Source organism: Acidovorax sp. JMULE5 (genome assembly GCF_013376875.1).
Classification (GTDB): domain Bacteria; phylum Pseudomonadota; class Gammaproteobacteria; order Burkholderiales; family Burkholderiaceae_C; genus Acidovorax; species Acidovorax facilis.
The window spans coordinates 5222636-5238436 of sequence record NZ_CP035951.1 but is presented as its reverse complement, the minus strand read 5'-3'; the positions used below and the strand labels follow the sequence as shown (position 1 = coordinate 5238436).

The following is a 15801-nucleotide window of genomic DNA, read 5'->3' as shown; positions in this document are numbered from 1 at the left end:
GCGCTTGCTGAATAAGCGCAAGCAGCTATTCAAATAAGAGCAAACACACCATGACCCCATCCAAAGCAGGCGCCCTCGCGGGCATCAAGGTGCTCGACCTCTCCCGCGTGCTGGCCGGGCCGTGGTGCACCCAGGTGCTGGCCGACCTGGGTGCGGATGTGGTGAAGGTGGAGCGCCCCGGCGTGGGCGACGACACGCGCCAGTGGGGCCCGCCCTTCTTGAAAGATGCCGAGGGCAATGACACCAACCAGGCCAGCTACTACACCGCCTGCAACCGCAACAAGCGCTCCGTCACCATCGACATGGCCTCGCCCGAGGGCCAAGCGCTCATCAAGCAGATGGCGCAAGAGGCGGACATCGTGGTGGAGAACTTCAAGGTCGGCGGCCTCAAGCAATACGGCCTGGACCATGAAAGCCTGCGCGCGCTCAACCCGCGCCTCATCTACTGCTCGGTCACCGGCTTCGGGCAAGACGGGCCCTATGCCGAGCGCGCGGGCTACGACCTGATGGTGCAGGCCATGACGGGCCTGATGAGCATCACCGGCCAGGCCGACAGCCAACCCGGCGGCGGCCCCATGCGCGTAGGCGTGGCCGTGATCGACCTGTTCACCGGCCTGTATGCCAGCAACGCCATCCTGGCCGCGCTGCACGTGCGCGACAACGCCACCAATGGCACCGGCCAGGGCCAGCACATCGACATGGCGCTGCTGGACGTGGGCATGGCCGTGCTGGCCAACCAGGCCTCGGGCTTCCTTGCCACCGGCAAGGCGCCCGGCCGCATGGGCAACAGCCACCCGAGCTTGGCGCCCTACCAGGACTTCCCCACCGCCGACGGCAACATGCTGCTGGCCATTGGCAACGACGGCCAGTTCCAGCGCTTTTGCGCCGCAGCCGAGCAGCCCCAGTGGGCCAGCGACCCGCGCTATGCCACCAACACGCTGCGCGTGCAAAACCGCACCGACCTGATCCCCGCCATGGAGGCCGTGACCCGCACGCGCACCACGGCCGACTGGATCACACTGCTGGAAGACAAGGCCGTGCCCTGCGGCCCCATCAACACCATCGCCCAGGCGTTTGACGACGCGCAGGTGCAGGCCCGTGGCCTGGCCGTGACGCTGCCGCGCTGGAAGGACGGCGAGGCCGCCACCGACAACGTGCAGCAGATCACCGGCGTGGCCAGCCCGCTGCGCCTGTCGGCCACGCCGCCCGTGCTGCGCAACGCGCCACCCGCGCTGGGCCAGCACACGGATGAAGTGCTGGGCGAGCTGGGGCTGGACTCGGCGCGCATTGCGGCGCTGCGGGCCAGCGGGGTTTTGTAGCCAGCCCCACGCGGCACCGAGCTGCGCAACGCACCCGCCATTGAACAGCCTTGCCCTGACCGGCAAGGCTTTTTTGCCTGCACCATCTGAACTAAATCAGGCTCTAGCGCTTATCCAATAAGCGCTAACAGCTATTAATTTGATAACAAATCTTGGTGCTCTCCGCGCCTACATGTGTTCGCACCTTGGTAAAAAAGACATGTACAAAAATTTACACACCTCTCCATAATGGCAGCGGGAATCTCTCCGGCGCGGCGCACAGCACGCGCCGGTTGACCGAGACGAGAGGCGCAGTGGGACAACCGCCGCAACGTACGGGGAAGTCCGGCTGGGCCGCATGCACTTGCCCCGCCCCAGCGGCGAATCGTGGACCCCACAGGAGTTCCCCATGAAGCTCAGCCTCAAGCTCCCCCTGGCCTTTACCGCGTCGCTGCTTTTGCTGTTTGCGGCGGCGCTGTTTGGCATCAGCCGCCTGAACCAGGCGCTCGACACCTACCAGACCACCGTGGCCCAGAGCTTCGAGCACGAGCGCATGGCGGCCGGCATGCTCAACAACTTCAAGGTGCAAGTGCAGGAATGGAAGAACGTACTGCTGCGCGGCAAGGACCCAGCCCAGCTCACGCGCTACTGGGCCGCGTTTGAAAAGCAGGAAAAGGCCATCAAGGACGAGGCGCAAAAGCTCGTGGTCGCCCTGCCCCCCGGCGAAGGCCGTGAACGCGTGCAGCAATTTGCCCAGGCCCACGAACGCATGGGCGCGGCCTACCGCAAGGGGTTTGAGGCCTTCAAGGCCGCCGACCACGACCCGCAGGCGGGCGACAAGGCCGTGGCGGGCATGGACCGCGAGCCCTCGCAGCTGCTGGACCAGGCCGGTGGCCTGATCGCCAAGGCCAGCAGCGAAGTGGCCGAGCGCGCCGCCAAAGCAGCGCAGCGCGCCACCACCATCAGCCTGGTGGTGATGCTGGTGGTGTGCGCCCTGGGCATTGCGGGCGCCATTGCCTTCAGCCGCACCGTAGTGAACCCGCTGGACAACGCGGTGCGCGTGTCGCAGGCCGTGGCCAGCGGCGACCTCACCGTGGCACGGCAAGTGCAGGGCAAGGACGAAATCGCCCTGCTGCTGAATGCCCTGCACGACATGCAGATCAGCCTGTCGCACGTGGTGAGCAATGTGCGCAACAACGCCGACAGCGTGGCCGCCGCCAGCACCGAAATCGCACAGGGCAACAACGACCTGAGCGCCCGCACCGAGCAGCAGGCCAGCGCGCTGGAAGAAACCTCGGCGTCGATGGAGGAGTTGAGTTCCACCGTACAGGCCAATGCCGAAAACGCGCGCACCGCCAACCAGCTGGCCGTGAACGCCAGCACCGTGGCCGTGCAGGGCGGCGATGTGGTGGCCGAGGTGGTGACCACCATGAAGGGCATCAACGACAGCAGCAAGAAGATTTCCGACATCATCAGCGTGATCGACGGCATCGCCTTCCAGACCAACATCCTCGCGCTGAACGCCGCCGTGGAAGCAGCCCGCGCGGGCGAGCAGGGCCGGGGCTTTGCGGTGGTTGCCAGCGAGGTGCGCAACCTAGCCCAGCGCAGCGCAGACGCCGCCAAGGAGATCAAGACCCTGATCCACGCCAGCGTGGAGCGCGTAGAGCTGGGCACCACGCTGGTAGACAAGGCGGGCGCCACGATGAGCGAGGTGGTCAGCGCCATCCGCCGTGTGACGGACATCGTGGGCGAGATCAGCGCCGCCAGCAGCGAGCAAAGTGCAGGCGTGGCCCAGGTGGGGGACGCCATCACCGAAATGGACCAGGCCACGCAGCAGAACGCGGCGCTGGTCGAACAAAGCGCGGCAGCTGCCGACAGCCTGAAGGTGCAGGCGCAGCAGCTGGTGCAGGCGGTGGCGGTGTTCCGACTGGCGGACTCTGAAGCCAGCGCCCCCACACGCGCCCACTTGCCAGTGCCCGGGCCGCACCAGCCCCGTCTGGCCGCTGGCTGAGGCGGCGCAGAAATTTCAGGCCAAATCGGCCTCTAGCGCTTTACCATCAAGCGCTAAAAGCTATCCAAAAGATAGCAATCAAAAAGCCATCGACTCAGACTTCTGCCAGCACCGGCGAAGCCTGCTGCACGGAGGCCAACGTGGGCGAGGCGAGCTTGCGCAGGTAGGCCATGGTCTGCAGGCAGGCCTGGGCCACCTCGGTGCCCTTCTTCACGAAATGCTCGCGAAAGAAGCGCACATGGTCTTCGTGGTCGTGAAAGTCGCGCGGGGTGAGCACAGCCGACATCACGGGCACCTCGGTGTCTAGCTGCACGCGCATCAGGCCGTCGATGACAGCGGTGGTGACGAACTCGTGGCGGTAGATGCCGCCGTTGACCACCAGCGCGCAGGCCACGATGGCGTCGTAGCGCCCGCTGCGCGCGAGCTTGCGGGCCAACAGCGGGATCTCGAACGCACCGGGCACATCGAACAGCGCCACCTGCGCGGGTGGCAGGCCGTGGCGGTCGAACTCGGCCAGGGCCGCGTCACGCGCCTGGTGCACGATGTCCTGGTGCCAGCTGGCACTGATGATGGCCACGCGGGCGCCACGGTGTGCGGCCACAGGCGCGAGGGGAGAGACGGGAGAAGTAGCAGAAGACTGATTCATGGGTTCCTCAAAACAGGTCAGACCAGAATCAGGGCGCGCGCGAACACGGCGCCTGCACAGGGCGGCGCAGGCCTCACGGCGCTTGCGAGCGGGCAAAAAACACGCAGGCAAACGCCAAGGGCCCAGCCACCCATAGCGGGTGCTCTAGGGATGTCCTGCATAACTCCCTGCGGTCCGTGATGGCGCGGTCTCGGGCGGTCCGCTGCGTTGCTTTTCTTACCAATAGCCGCGCTATTGGCTGCAAAAAGTCGCCTTGCGGCCCATCCCAATCCGCACTACCACCGACTCGCGAGGGTTATGCAGGACATCCCTAGTTTCGCGATCTCTTTCATCCGGACTGTGACCGTCGGCTCTGGTTTCGCACCAGATCTGCTGACCCTGCGGGCCTGTTCCAAAGAACGGCACCACAGGCGCTCGCGGGCTCTTGTTGGCATTTCAGCCCTCAAATACCGCCGGTGGGGAATTCCACCCCGCCCTGAGAACGCTGTCGGCCCCGAAGGTCATACGGGGCCGACGGGTGGGATTTTAGGCGGCGGGCACGCGGCACGCCGTCGCGCAGGCGATTGCCTGCACTGGTGGTGCCGGTTTCTGCGGCTGTGGGCTGTATTGAATGCCGAAGTCTGCTCAGCGCACGCGCTGAAACCCGCCTTCGGCCCAGGCCGCTGCGCTGGCGGGCGTGAGCTTGAAGGTGGGCGGCGCGGACGCACGGGCAACCTCTTCACCCAGCTCGTCCTGCGCGCTCAGCGTGGCCGTGGCGCCTTCCTCGTCGGGCACGATGGCCAGCGCCACGCGCAGGCGCTGGCCGTCGGCGGTGGTGATGTGCACGCTCTTGTTCAACTGCGCGTGCAGCTGCTGCTCATGGCGGCGCACCACCTCGCTCGCGGTCTTGACCAGGGTGTGGAAGGCCGACACATCGAGCGGCTTGGGGTTCTTCTTGTCGCGGCCCATGGTCCAGGGGCCCACCAGCGCGGGCTCGGCCTCGCCCTTCAGCGTCATGGAGACGGCCCAGCCATCGTCGTCTTCGTTCTTGATGACCTGCGCCGTCCAGCGCCCATCGCTCCAGCAGCGGGGTTCCTGGATGGTGTCGGGCGTGTCGGGTGCGTCGGTCATGGAGAAAAAGGTCTGGATGGCGGGAAGGGGCGCAGAGCATAACGGCAGGGCTTGGCCGCCCTAATTTCCAATAACCATTGGTTATCGAAAAAGGCCGTGCATAGCGCAGGCCTGGTCACTCCCCAAAAGCGTCCGGCGCCACGCCCGCCGCCTCGCGCAGCACATCGATAAAGGCCTGTGCCGAAGGGGTGGGCGGCTCGCCCAGCCGGGTGATGAGGCCATAGCTGGGCATGCGGTCGGGCAGCTCGACGGGGATGCGCGAGAGCAGGCCCCGGTCCACGTATTTCTGGATCAGCGCGGCAGGCTGCAGCGACATCATGTGGGTGGTGTTCATCAGCTCCAGCGCAAACAGGAAGGACGGCGTCTCCACCACCCCCGCCGTGAGCGCCAGGCCGGCGCCGCCGAAGAGGTCGTCCGACACCTTGCGCACGGCCGTGGAGGCGGGGTACAGAATCCACGGCCAGTGGGCCAGCTCGGTGAGCGACAGGTCGGTGGCGCCGCGCAGCGGGTGGTGCTGCCCACCCACCACATGGAGCGGCTCGGCGGACAGGTGCTCGTAGTGGAACTGGCTGCGCTGGTCCTCGGTGGTGAAGCGGCCGATCATCAGGTCGATCTTGCGCTCGGCCAGCCAGGCGATGAGCTGGTCGCTGCTCTGCTCCAGGATCTTGATGACCAAGAGGGGCCGCAGCCGCTGGATCTCCACCACCGACGCCACCAGCACATGCGCGGCCGAGCCGGTGATGGCGCCCACCGTCACATGGCCGTGGCCGCCCTGCTTGAGGGCGTTGAACTCGTCCACAAACTTGCGCTGCCCATCGAGCGCTGCGCTGGCGTAGCGCAGCGTAAAAAGCCCCAGCTCGTTGGGCCGCATGCCGCGCGAAAGGCGGTCGAACAAGCGCGCCTCCAGGATCTCCTCGATGTCCATGAGGATCTTGGTCGCCGCAGGCTGCGTGACGTGCATCTGCTCGGCTGTCAGCCGCAGGTTGCGCGTGCGGCCCAGGATGTCGAGAAACTGCAAATGCCGAAAGCGCAGCCGCGCACAGGCCTGCGCCAAAGACAAGGGTTTACCCGGAAATTCGTCTGGACTCATAAGCGTTTGGAATGGATTGTCGCAAAACATTCAGTGGACCCGCAGGGGCGCGAAACCTAACCTTCGCCTTGCGTTCATGACGGCTTGCCAAAAAGCTGCATTCGCCGACGGCCTCGCCAGCGGGGTCCCGCCATTCCAACGGAGACAAGACACCATGCATTTCAATTCCCTCGCTAAATCCTTGGCATTTGCTACCACGCTGCTGGCCGCCCTCGCCGCCCCCGTCGCAGCACAAGTCAAGGAACACACCTTCAAGGTCGGCATCGGCCTGAGCGACGACCACCCGCAGGCCCAGGCCGTGCGCCACTTTGCCGAGCGCCTGCAGGCCAAGAGCGGCGGCAAGATGAACGCCAAGCTGTTCGCCAGCGGTGCGCTGGGCAACGATGTCAGCATGACCTCGGCCCTGCGCGGCGGCACGCTGGAGATGACGATTCCCGATTCGTCCACGCTGATGTCGCTGATCAAGCCCTTTGGCGTGCTGAACCTGCCGCTCACCTTCAACACCGAGGCCGAAGCCGATGCCCTGCTCGACGGCCCCTTCGGCCAGAAGCTGCTGGCCATGCTGCCCGACAAGGGCCTGATCGGCCTGGGTTTCTGGGAGAACGGTTTCCGCCACGTGACCAACTCGCGCCGACCTATCAACACGGCCGACGATCTGGCAGGCCTGAAGCTGCGCGTGATCCAGAGCCCCTTGTTCCTCGACACTTTCAACGCGCTGGGCACCAACGCCACGCCCATGCCGTTCACCGAGCTGTACACGGCCATGGAACAAAAGGCCGTCGACGGCCAGGAGAACCCGCCTGCCACCATCCTGGCCAGCAAGTTCTATGAGGTGCAAAAGCACCTGGTGCTGTCGCGCCACATGTACAGCGCGTGGGTGCTGCTCATCTCCAAGAAGACCTGGGACGGCCTTTCGGCCGACGAGAAGAAGATCGTGCAGGAGGCCGCGCGCGAGGCCACGCTGTTCGAACGCAAGACCATCCGTGCCTTCAGCGAGACCGCCCTGGGCGAGCTGAAGAAGGCCGGCATGCAGATCACCGAGCTGCCCGCCGCCGAGCAGGCCAAGCTGCGCACCAAGCTGCAGCCCGTGCTGGCCAAGTACGGCAAGGAGTTTGGTGAAGAGACCACCAGCGAAATGATGGGCGAGCTGGCGAAGGCGCGGGGCGGGAAGTAAGCGATTCGCCTCCCGGGGCGCAGCTGGTTGCAGCTGCGCCCCCGCCCCTCCTTTTGCGACGTCCCGACCCCATGACCAAAACACCCCGCCGCCCCTTCCGCTCCCGCGACTGGTTTGCCGCCCCCGAGCGCTCGGACATGACCGCGATGTACCTCGAACGCTTCATGAACTACGGGCTCACGCCCGAGGAACTGCGCTCGGGCCGGCCCATCATCGGCATCGCGCAGACGGGCAGCGACCTGTCGCCCTGCAACCGCATCCACCTGGACCTGGCGCGCCGCGTGCGCGACGGCATCCGCGATGCGGGCGGCATTCCGATGGAGTTCCCTGTTCACCCCATCTTTGAAAACTGCCGCCGGCCCACGGCCGCACTGGACCGCAACCTGGCCTATCTGGGGCTGGTGGAGATCCTGTACGGCTACCCCATCGACGCGGTGGTGCTGACCACGGGCTGCGACAAGACCACGCCTGCTGGCGTCATGGCCGCGTCCACGGTGGACATCCCGGCCATCGTGCTCTCGGGCGGGCCGATGCTGGACGGCTGGCACGAAGGGCAGCTGGTGGGCTCGGGCACCGTGATCTGGCGCAGCCGGCGCCAGCTGGCAGCGGGCGAGATCGACGAAGAAGAGTTTCTGCAGCGCGCCTGCAGCAGCGCACCGTCGGCGGGCCACTGCAACACCATGGGTACGGCATCCACCATGAACGCGGTGGCAGAAGCCCTGGGTTTGTCTCTGCCCGGCTGCGCGGCCATTCCTGCACCGTATCGCGAACGCGGCCAGATGGCCTACGAAACCGGGCGGCGCATTGTCGATATGGCCTATGAAGACCTGCGACCCTCGCGCATCCTGACGCGCGAGAGCTTCTTGAACGCGCTGTCGGTCATCAGTGTGGCCGGCGGTTCCAGCAATGCGCAAGTGCACGTGATGGCCATGGCGCGCCATGCAGGCGTGGTACTGGAGGCCCAGGACTGGACCGACCACGCCTACGACCTGCCCCTGCTGCTGAACATGCAGCCTGCAGGCCAGTTCCTGGGCGAACGGTTCTTTCGCGCGGGCGGTGTGCCTGCGCTGATGTGGGAGCTGCAGCAAGCGGGCCGCCTGCACAACGACTGCGCCAGCGTGACGGGCAAAACCATCGGCGACAACCTGCAGGGGCAACAAACGCGCGACCGTGAAGTGATTCGCCCCTTCAGCGCGCCACTGATGGAAAAAGCTGGGTTCCTGGTGCTCAGCGGCAACCTGTTTGACTTCGGCATCATGAAAACCTCGGTGATATCGCCCGCGTTTCGCGAGCGCTACCTGAGCCAGCCGGGCCGCGAGGGCATCTTCGAAGCCCGTGCCGTGGTGTTTGAAGGCGCGGACGACTACCACGCACGCATCAACGACCCAGCGCTCGACATCGACGAGGGCTGCATCCTGGTCATGCGCGGCGCCGGGCCGATCGGCTGGCCGGGTTCGGCCGAGGTGGTCAACATGCAGCCGCCCGACGCGCTGATCAAGCGCGGCATCAACACCCTGCCCACGCTGGGCGACGGGCGCCAGTCGGGCACGGCAGACAGCCCTTCCATCCTCAACGCATCGCCCGAGAGCGCCGTGGGTGGGGGCCTCTCCTGGCTGCAAAGCGGCGACACGGTCCGCATCGACCTCAACACCGGGCGCTGCGATGCGCTGGTCGCGCCCGAGGAAATCGCCCGCCGAAAGCGTGAACTGCCCGACCCACCCGTGCCCGCGAGCCAGTCTCCCTGGGAAGCGCTGTACCGCGAGAAGACAGGGCAGCTGGCCGATGGCGCGACGCTCGACTTCGCGCTGGCATTCCAGCGCATTTCCGAAAAGACACCACGCCACAACCACTGACAACGAGCGGGCGGGCCACCGGCGCCACCCCCGGATTTTTTCGAAGGACTCTCCATGAACAACATGACGGCGACGGCAGTTGCCGAACGGGCCCGTGCGCCCCAGACCGCATTGCAAGTGCTTCCCGACGATGGCCTGCAGGGCACGCTGGTGGGCCGGGTGTGGGTGCCCAATGGTGCCGTTCCCGGCCCGGCCGTGGTAGCACTGCGCCCCGAAGGCGTGTTTGACCTCAGCGCGCACTACCCCACCATGAGCACGCTGCTCGACACGCTAGCGCCCGCCGAGGCGGTGCGTGCAGCCACCGGCCAGTACCTGTGCAGCGTGGATGACCTGCTGACCAACAGCCTGCCCGGAACGCGCGACAAGAGCCGCCCCTGGCTCCTGGCCCCGTGCGACCTGCAGGTGGTCAAGGCGGCGGGCGTCACGTTTGCCGCCAGCCTGATCGAGCGCGTGATCGAAGAACAGGCCCGGGGCGACGCCAGCCGTGCGCAAGCCTTGCGAAGCCAGGTCATCGAGCTGATCGGCGAGAACCTTGCCGACATCCGCCCTGGTTCGCCCGAGGCCATGGAACTCAAAACGTTGTTGCAAGAGAAAGGCCTGTGGTCGCAGTACCTGGAGGTGGGTATTGGCCCCGATGCCGAGGTGTTCACCAAGGCGCCGGTGCTGGCGTCCGTCGGCTGCGGGGACGACATCGGCATCCGCTCTGACTCGGCCTGGAACAACCCCGAGCCCGAGGTGGTGCTGGCGGTGAATAGCCGGGGCCAGATCGTGGGCGCCACGCTGGGCAACGACGTGAACCTGCGGGACATCGAGGGCCGCAGCGCCCTTCTGCTGGGCAAGGCCAAGGACAACAACGCCTCGTGCGCGTTAGGCCCGTTCATCCGCCTGTTCGACGCGAGCTTCGGGATGGACAAGGTGCGCAGCGAAACCGTGCACCTGAGCGTTGCAGGGGTGGATGGCTATGAGCTGCGCGGCATCAACACCATGGCCAGCATCAGCCGCGACCCCAGCGACCTGGTGGCGCAGGCCCTGGCCGCGCACCAGTACCCGGATGGATTCATGCTGTTTCTGGGCACGCTGTTCGCGCCCATTGAAGACCGCGACCAGCCGGGCGGTGGCTTCACCCACCACCTGGGCGACCTGGTGTCCATCCAGAGCGCGTGGCTGGGTGGCCTGCATAACCGCGTGGCGCACAGCGAGGCGGCGGCGCCCTGGCGCTTTGGTTTGCGCGCCTTTATCAGTAACCTGACGCAGCGCGGCCTGTTGCGCGACGCAGCGCTTTGAGCCACAGGCCGCAACGGCACGCACACCAGAAGAAGACCAAGGAGACACCCATGCTCAACGCCCTCATAGACCGGTGCTGCCGGTGGATCAACGTTCTCATCGCGCTGGCACTGGCCGTGATGGTGGTGATGGTGTTCGGCAACGTGGTGCTGCGCTACGCATTCAACTCGGGCATTGCGGTCAGCGAAGAGGTGTCGCGCTGGCTGTTCGTATGGATCACGTTCCTGGGCGCCATCGTGGCGGTGAAGGAACACGGCCACCTGGGCACCGACCTGGTTCTCACCAAGCTTCCACCCATCGCGCAACGGGTGTGCCTTGTCATCAGCCACGGGCTCATGCTGTTTTGCACCTGGCTGCTGTTCAGTGGCGCCCTGTCGCAGGCACGCATCAACTGGGATGTGGAAGCGCCGGTAACCGGCGCATCGGTGGCGATCTTCTATGCGTCCGGGGTGGTGTTTGCCGTGGCGTCGGGCCTGTTGTTGTTGCTCAACCTGTGGAGGCTGCTGTCGGGGCAGGTACCAGACGACCAGCTGGTGCAGACCTCCGGGTCGGAGGATGTGGCCAACCTGCCCGACATGCAGCTGGACCGCGCGGCGTTCCCGTCACGCAAGCCGCCATCCCATTGAGCCCCCCCCCGGAGACACTCGCATGACCGTATTCATCTTTCTCGGCTCCCTGCTGGCGGCCATGGCCATTGGTGTGCCCATTGCCTACGCGCTGCTGGTGTCTGGCGTGGCGCTGATGTGGCACCTGGACCTGTTTGACGCGCAGATCCTTGCGCAGAACGTCATCAACGGCGCGGACTCGTTCCCGCTGCTGGCCGTGCCGTTTTTTATGTTGGCAGGCGAGATCATGAATGCGGGCGGCCTGTCGCAGCGCATCGTCAAGCTGGCGCTCACGCTGGTGGGCCATAAGCGCGGCGGGCTGGGCTTTGTGGCCATCCTCGCGGCCTGCATGCTGGCGGCGCTGTCGGGCTCTGCCGTGGCAGACACCGCTGCGCTGGCCGCGTTGCTGCTGCCCATGATGGTGAAGGCCGGGCATGACAAGGCGCGCGCAGGGGGGCTGATTGCCTCGGCGGGCATCATCGCGCCGGTGATTCCGCCTTCCATTGGTTTTGTGGTGTTTGGCGTCGCGGCCAACGTGTCGATCAGCAAGCTGTTTCTGGCGGGCATCGTGCCGGGCCTGCTGATGGGACTGTCCATTGCTGCGGCCTGGTACTGGGTATCGCAGCGCGAGAGCATTTTGCCGCCGCCCCGAGCAACGATCGCAGAGAAGCTGCAGGCCTTGAAGGAATCCACCTGGGCGCTGTTCCTGCCGGTGATCGTGATCGTGGGTCTGAAGATGGGCGTGTTCACCCCTACCGAAGCCGCCGCCGTGGCTGCCGTCTATGCGCTCTTCGTGGCCACGGTGGTGTACCGCGAGCTGCACTGGCGCCAGCTGACCGCCGTGTTCGTGAGCGCTGCCAAAACGACGGCCGTGATCATGTTCCTGGTGGCCGCCGCCATGGTGAGCGCGTGGCTCATCACCGTGGCCGACATCCCCAGACAGCTGGTTTCGCTGCTGAAGCCCTTCATGGACAACCCCATCCTGCTGATGATGGCCATCATGCTGCTGGTGATGGCCGTGGGCACCGCCATGGACATGACGCCCACCATCCTGATCCTGGCGCCCATGCTGATGCCGGTGGTCAAAGCCGCAGGCATCGACCCTGTCTACTTCGGCGTGCTGTTCATCATGAACAACGCCATCGGCTTGATCACTCCGCCGGTGGGCACGGTGCTAAACGTGGTGGCGGGGGTGGGACGTATGCGCATGGACGAAGTCACGCGGGGCGTGCTCCCCTTCATGGGCGCGCAGTTCGCGATGATGTTCCTGATGGTGCTGTTCCCGTCCATCGTGCTGGTGCCGATGCGGTGGTTTGTGGGATGAAGGCTCTCCACAGACAGTCCAGCTGAATCGCTGCGGGAGACCAATCGCGGACTATTTCACACCGGGGAGATGAACGATACAAATGGCGCGTCTATTTATCGAGAAGATAGGCCTTCCCCGCTTCGGCCAGCGCTTACCGTGACGTCTGAACGGGATCACCAAAAACCTTGATCCCGGAGGGGCGCTTGATCTCAACACAGAAACGGCCGGTTACTCTCAACACCCGCCAGCAGGTGCTCGTGGGCTGGGCCCTGCTACCGGTGTTGGCCGTCTGGCAACTCAACGGCTTTTACCTGCATATCTTGGGGCGCGGAGGCGCACTGCTCTTTTGGGCGGTTGACGGGATTCAGTGGGTAGTGCTTCCTGCAGTCTTGCTTGGCCTTCTTGCCCACAAAGCAGCGCTGCGCCCCCAACACTACGGACTCGTACCGCCAGAAAAGAACCTTTGGCCCCTTGCATGGCAGAGCCTGATGGTGTTTGTCACCGCGGGGCTGGTTTTTCTGGTGGCGCGGAACCTGTCGTGGCGGACGCTCGGACCGTCACCCGGCAGCTTCCAGCTGGCGCAGTTTTCCCCCCGGGGCCTGGCGGGCGCGGCGGTGCAGACCTACGCAGCGGTCAGCGCAGGGCTGGTGGAAAGCATCTTTTTCATTGGGCTGCCATGGCTCTGGTATTCGAGTGCACGCCAACGCCCTTCAGAGCTACTGTTCACACTCGCGGTATCGGCCATCTTCGCGCTGGCGCACTGGGAGCACGGCAGGCACGGCGTGATTGCAGCCTTCTTTGCGCATTGTGTGATGTGCCGTTGGTTCCTGTACTGGAGAACCCTGTGGCCCGTGGTGCTGGGCCACACGCTGATCGACATGGCTGTTTTTGTCTGACAGAAAAAAGGCAGCGCCCGAGAAACGCTGCATCGTCCCGATGACAAGAAAAACTCAGTTCGCCACCGTAAAGCGCTTTTGCACGTGGCGCGGCGTCTCCAGCTCGTCCACGATGGCAACAGACAGGTCGGCCACGCTGATGCTGCCGGGTTGCTCGCCATTCATCAGCGGCGCTTCGTCGCCCAGGCGGTATTGGCCCGTGCGTTCGCCAGGCTGCAGCAGGATGGGCGGCGAGAGGAAGGTCCAGTCCAGCGTGTTTTCGGTGCGAATCCAGTTCAGCGCCTCGCGCGCGGCCAGGGCGCCCTGCTTCCATTCGGTGGGGAACTGGGGCGTATCCACCAGCTGCACGCCGGGCGCCACAAACAGGCTGCCAGCGCCACCCACCATCAGAAAGCGGCGCACGCCAGCCGCTTTGGTGCCGTCGATGATGGCGCGGGTACCTTTCAGGAACTCGTCGTGGATGTTGGGGTGCTCCCAGCCGGGGTTATAGGCGCTGACCACAGCATCGTGGCCGGCAGCGGCCTTAGCGACCTGGGCGGCGTCTTGCGCGTCGGCCGCCACTACCGTAAGACCTTCGCGCGCGGCGAGCTTGGCGGGGTTGCGGGCCAGTACCGTCACGCGGTGGCCGCGTTGCAGCAGTTCATTCAGCACGGCAGCGCCAACAAAGCCGGAGGCGCCAATCAGGGCGATGTTCATATCGATGTCCTTGGGGTCGAAGTTGCGATGTAGTGAGAATAGGAGATTGTCAAAGCTGGCGGTAGATGGCTAAATTGGCCTTCTCTTTGAAGCTCAACTTCACAATGGATGAATCACCCCCTGAGTCGCTTTGCGCCTTCCCCCTCTCTCGCATGGCTGCGCCATGCGGGATGGGGACGCCCCCTGCGCACTCAAGCGAAGCGCCGCACAAGCAGCTTGGCGGCCCTTGCGCGGGGGCACTGGCCTTGGTCGCGCCAGTTCCAAGGTCTGAGGCGGACAACAGCCCAGTGGGAATTGACGAGAAGACCTGATATGGAAGACCTCAAACGCATGGCGGTGTTTGCCGCCGTGGTGCAGCACGGCTCGATGAGCGGCGCCGCCCGCGCCCTGGGCATGAGCACTTCCGCCGTGAGCCAGCAGGTGCGCAAGCTGGAAAGCGATGGCGGTGTGACACTGCTTCACCGCTCCACGCGCAAGCTGGCGCTGACCGAGGCAGGCCAGCGCTACCACGCGCGCTGCGCCGCCATGTGTGCCGCAGCCGACCAGGCGCGGGCCGAGCTGGCCGCGTCGCGCGATGCCCCAAGTGGCGAGCTGCGGCTGTCGGCCACCGTGGGGTTTGCACGCCACATTGCCCCAGCGCTGGGCGAGCTGCTGGCCGCCCACCCCGCGCTGCGCCTGCGCCTGCTGGTAGACGATTCGCCCATTGACCTCATCAATGCCCGCATCGATCTGGCCGTGCGCTACGGGCGCCTGCAGGACTCCACCTGGGCAGCACGGCGCCTGGGAGGCATGCAGTGGTACCTGTGCGCGGCGCCCGGCTGGGTGGCTGCCCACGGCGTGCCACAGCACCCGGACGCACTGCTCTCGCACAGCTGGCTGGGCTTTGCGCGCGAAAACGGCGGCCTGCTGATCGACCTGCGCAGCCCCACGGGCGATCCCCGGGCCCTGCGGGTGGAGCCGCGCATTGCCAGCAACAACCAGCTTTCGATCCAGCAGATGTGCGAGGCCGGGCTGGGCCTGGCGCTGGTGGGCAGCATGGATTCGCAGGATGCGCTGCAGGCCGGGCGGCTGGTGCGGCTGTTACCCGACTGGTCGTTTGGCACCCTGGACATCTGGGCCATGACGCCCCAGCGCGACGCCCAGCCCGCCAAGGTGCGCCAGACCATTGCCGCGCTGCACCGCTATCTGAGCCAGCTGCCCGGCGTCACGGAATGAGAGGAGATCAGTCCGTAGGTGACTGCCTTCGGCGCCTTCCTTCGCAGGGACATCGCTGCCACTTTTTATCCATCATTTTTTATCGTTCAGACCCACAAATTCCATCGTTGTGCAGGCAGCGCCGGCTGCCTACAGTCGCCCCCCAAGGGCCTGCTTCTGGCCCTTTTACCCCCCCGACTGGAGAGCGCACATGACGACCAACCTCACCACAAACTTCCCCATCGACCGCGTGCTGGCCGCTTTTGAGAAAGGCGATGTCCCCACGCTGCTCGGGAGCGTTGCCGATGACCTGGATTTCCGCATCGACCACTACCGCGATGATGCAGACACCAGCTGGCAGGTCGCGCGCAACCAGGCCGATCTGCTGACGGTGCTGCAGCGCCTGGGCACGGAGATCTTTCCGCAAGGCACCCAAATCGTTCACACCCACAGCCAGCCGCTGGGCGACGACTGGGTGATGACCCAGCTAAGCCAACGCTTCTTTTATGGAGTACAACAGCGCGAAGTGGAGTCGCTGACCTGGATCCTGAGCCACTCGCAAAACGGCCAGCTCGACTACTTTCGTGAAACCGTCACCACGATCACCCCTACTTGACTGTGGCCCCGGCCCCTGAAAC

14 protein-coding genes and 1 riboswitch are annotated in these 15801 nt (G+C 65.5%); of the genes, 10 read left to right on the top strand and 4 right to left on the bottom strand.

Annotation, left to right across the window (positions count from 1 at the left end):
* Positions 1-50: 50 nt before the first annotated feature.
* Complete coding sequence (locus tag EXV95_RS23825) at positions 51-1319, top strand: CaiB/BaiF CoA-transferase family protein (protein ID WP_176888758.1); 1269 nt, start codon at positions 51-53, stop codon at positions 1317-1319.
* Positions 1320-1707: 388 nt separating this feature from the next.
* Positions 1708-3309 carry a methyl-accepting chemotaxis protein gene (locus EXV95_RS23820; RefSeq protein WP_176888757.1) on the top strand — a complete coding sequence of 534 codons (1602 nt, stop codon included), beginning with the start codon at positions 1708-1710 and terminating at the stop codon, positions 3307-3309.
* Positions 3310-3403: 94 nt separating this feature from the next.
* Here EXV95_RS23820 and EXV95_RS23815 read toward each other — a convergent pair whose 3' ends face one another.
* From EXV95_RS23815 to EXV95_RS23805, 3 genes are all read right to left on the bottom strand, one after another.
* Positions 3404-3955, bottom strand: a complete 552-nt coding sequence (locus EXV95_RS23815) for a 6,7-dimethyl-8-ribityllumazine synthase (protein ID WP_176888756.1) — start codon at positions 3953-3955, stop codon at positions 3404-3406.
* 316 nt (positions 3956-4271) lie between these two features.
* Positions 4272-4442: riboswitch (FMN riboswitch) on the bottom strand.
* A gap of 137 nt (positions 4443-4579) precedes the next feature.
* The gene (locus tag EXV95_RS23810; protein WP_176888755.1) at positions 4580-5065 is read right to left on the bottom strand and encodes a hypothetical protein; all 486 of its coding nucleotides are present in this window, start codon (positions 5063-5065) and stop codon (positions 4580-4582) included.
* Positions 5066-5180: 115 nt separating this feature from the next.
* Positions 5181-6155, bottom strand: coding sequence for a LysR family transcriptional regulator (locus EXV95_RS23805; protein ID WP_176888754.1), 975 nt, complete (start codon positions 6153-6155; stop codon positions 5181-5183).
* A gap of 154 nt (positions 6156-6309) precedes the next feature.
* Between EXV95_RS23805 and EXV95_RS23800 the strand changes: the two genes are divergently transcribed.
* The 6 genes from EXV95_RS23800 (at position 6310) to EXV95_RS23775 (ending at position 13273) form a co-directional block, all read left to right on the top strand.
* Complete coding sequence (locus EXV95_RS23800; protein WP_176888753.1) at positions 6310-7329, top strand: TRAP transporter substrate-binding protein; 1020 nt, start codon at positions 6310-6312, stop codon at positions 7327-7329.
* 71 nt (positions 7330-7400) lie between these two features.
* On the top strand, positions 7401-9182 hold the full coding sequence (locus EXV95_RS23795; RefSeq protein ID WP_176888752.1) for an IlvD/Edd family dehydratase: 1782 nt from the start codon (positions 7401-7403) through the stop codon (positions 9180-9182).
* 54 nt (positions 9183-9236) lie between these two features.
* On the top strand, positions 9237-10466 hold the full coding sequence (locus tag EXV95_RS23790; RefSeq protein ID WP_176888751.1) for a fumarylacetoacetate hydrolase family protein: 1230 nt from the start codon (positions 9237-9239) through the stop codon (positions 10464-10466).
* A 50-nt stretch (positions 10467-10516) separates the two neighbouring features.
* A complete protein-coding gene (locus EXV95_RS23785; RefSeq protein WP_176888750.1) occupies positions 10517-11092 on the top strand; it encodes a TRAP transporter small permease in 576 nt (191 codons plus the stop codon).
* Between the two features lie 22 nt (positions 11093-11114).
* Positions 11115-12395 carry a TRAP transporter large permease subunit gene (locus tag EXV95_RS23780; protein ID WP_176888749.1) on the top strand — a complete coding sequence of 427 codons (1281 nt, stop codon included), beginning with the start codon at positions 11115-11117 and terminating at the stop codon, positions 12393-12395.
* Positions 12396-12865: 470 nt separating this feature from the next.
* On the top strand, positions 12866-13273 hold the full coding sequence (locus EXV95_RS23775) for a CPBP family intramembrane glutamic endopeptidase (protein WP_176888748.1): 408 nt from the start codon (positions 12866-12868) through the stop codon (positions 13271-13273).
* A 54-nt stretch (positions 13274-13327) separates the two neighbouring features.
* On the opposite strand, the gene EXV95_RS23770 is transcribed toward EXV95_RS23775, so the two are convergent.
* Positions 13328-13969: an NAD(P)-dependent oxidoreductase gene (locus EXV95_RS23770; RefSeq protein ID WP_176888747.1), complete on the bottom strand. Its 642-nt coding sequence runs from the start codon at positions 13967-13969 to the stop codon at positions 13328-13330.
* Positions 13970-14281: 312 nt separating this feature from the next.
* Between EXV95_RS23770 and EXV95_RS23765 the strand changes: the two genes are divergently transcribed.
* Positions 14282-15184, top strand: coding sequence for a LysR family transcriptional regulator (locus tag EXV95_RS23765; RefSeq protein ID WP_121419288.1), 903 nt, complete (start codon positions 14282-14284; stop codon positions 15182-15184).
* A 190-nt stretch (positions 15185-15374) separates the two neighbouring features.
* Positions 15375-15779, top strand: a complete 405-nt coding sequence (locus EXV95_RS23760; protein ID WP_055395103.1) for a hypothetical protein — start codon at positions 15375-15377, stop codon at positions 15777-15779.
* Positions 15780-15801: the final 22 nt, after the last annotated feature.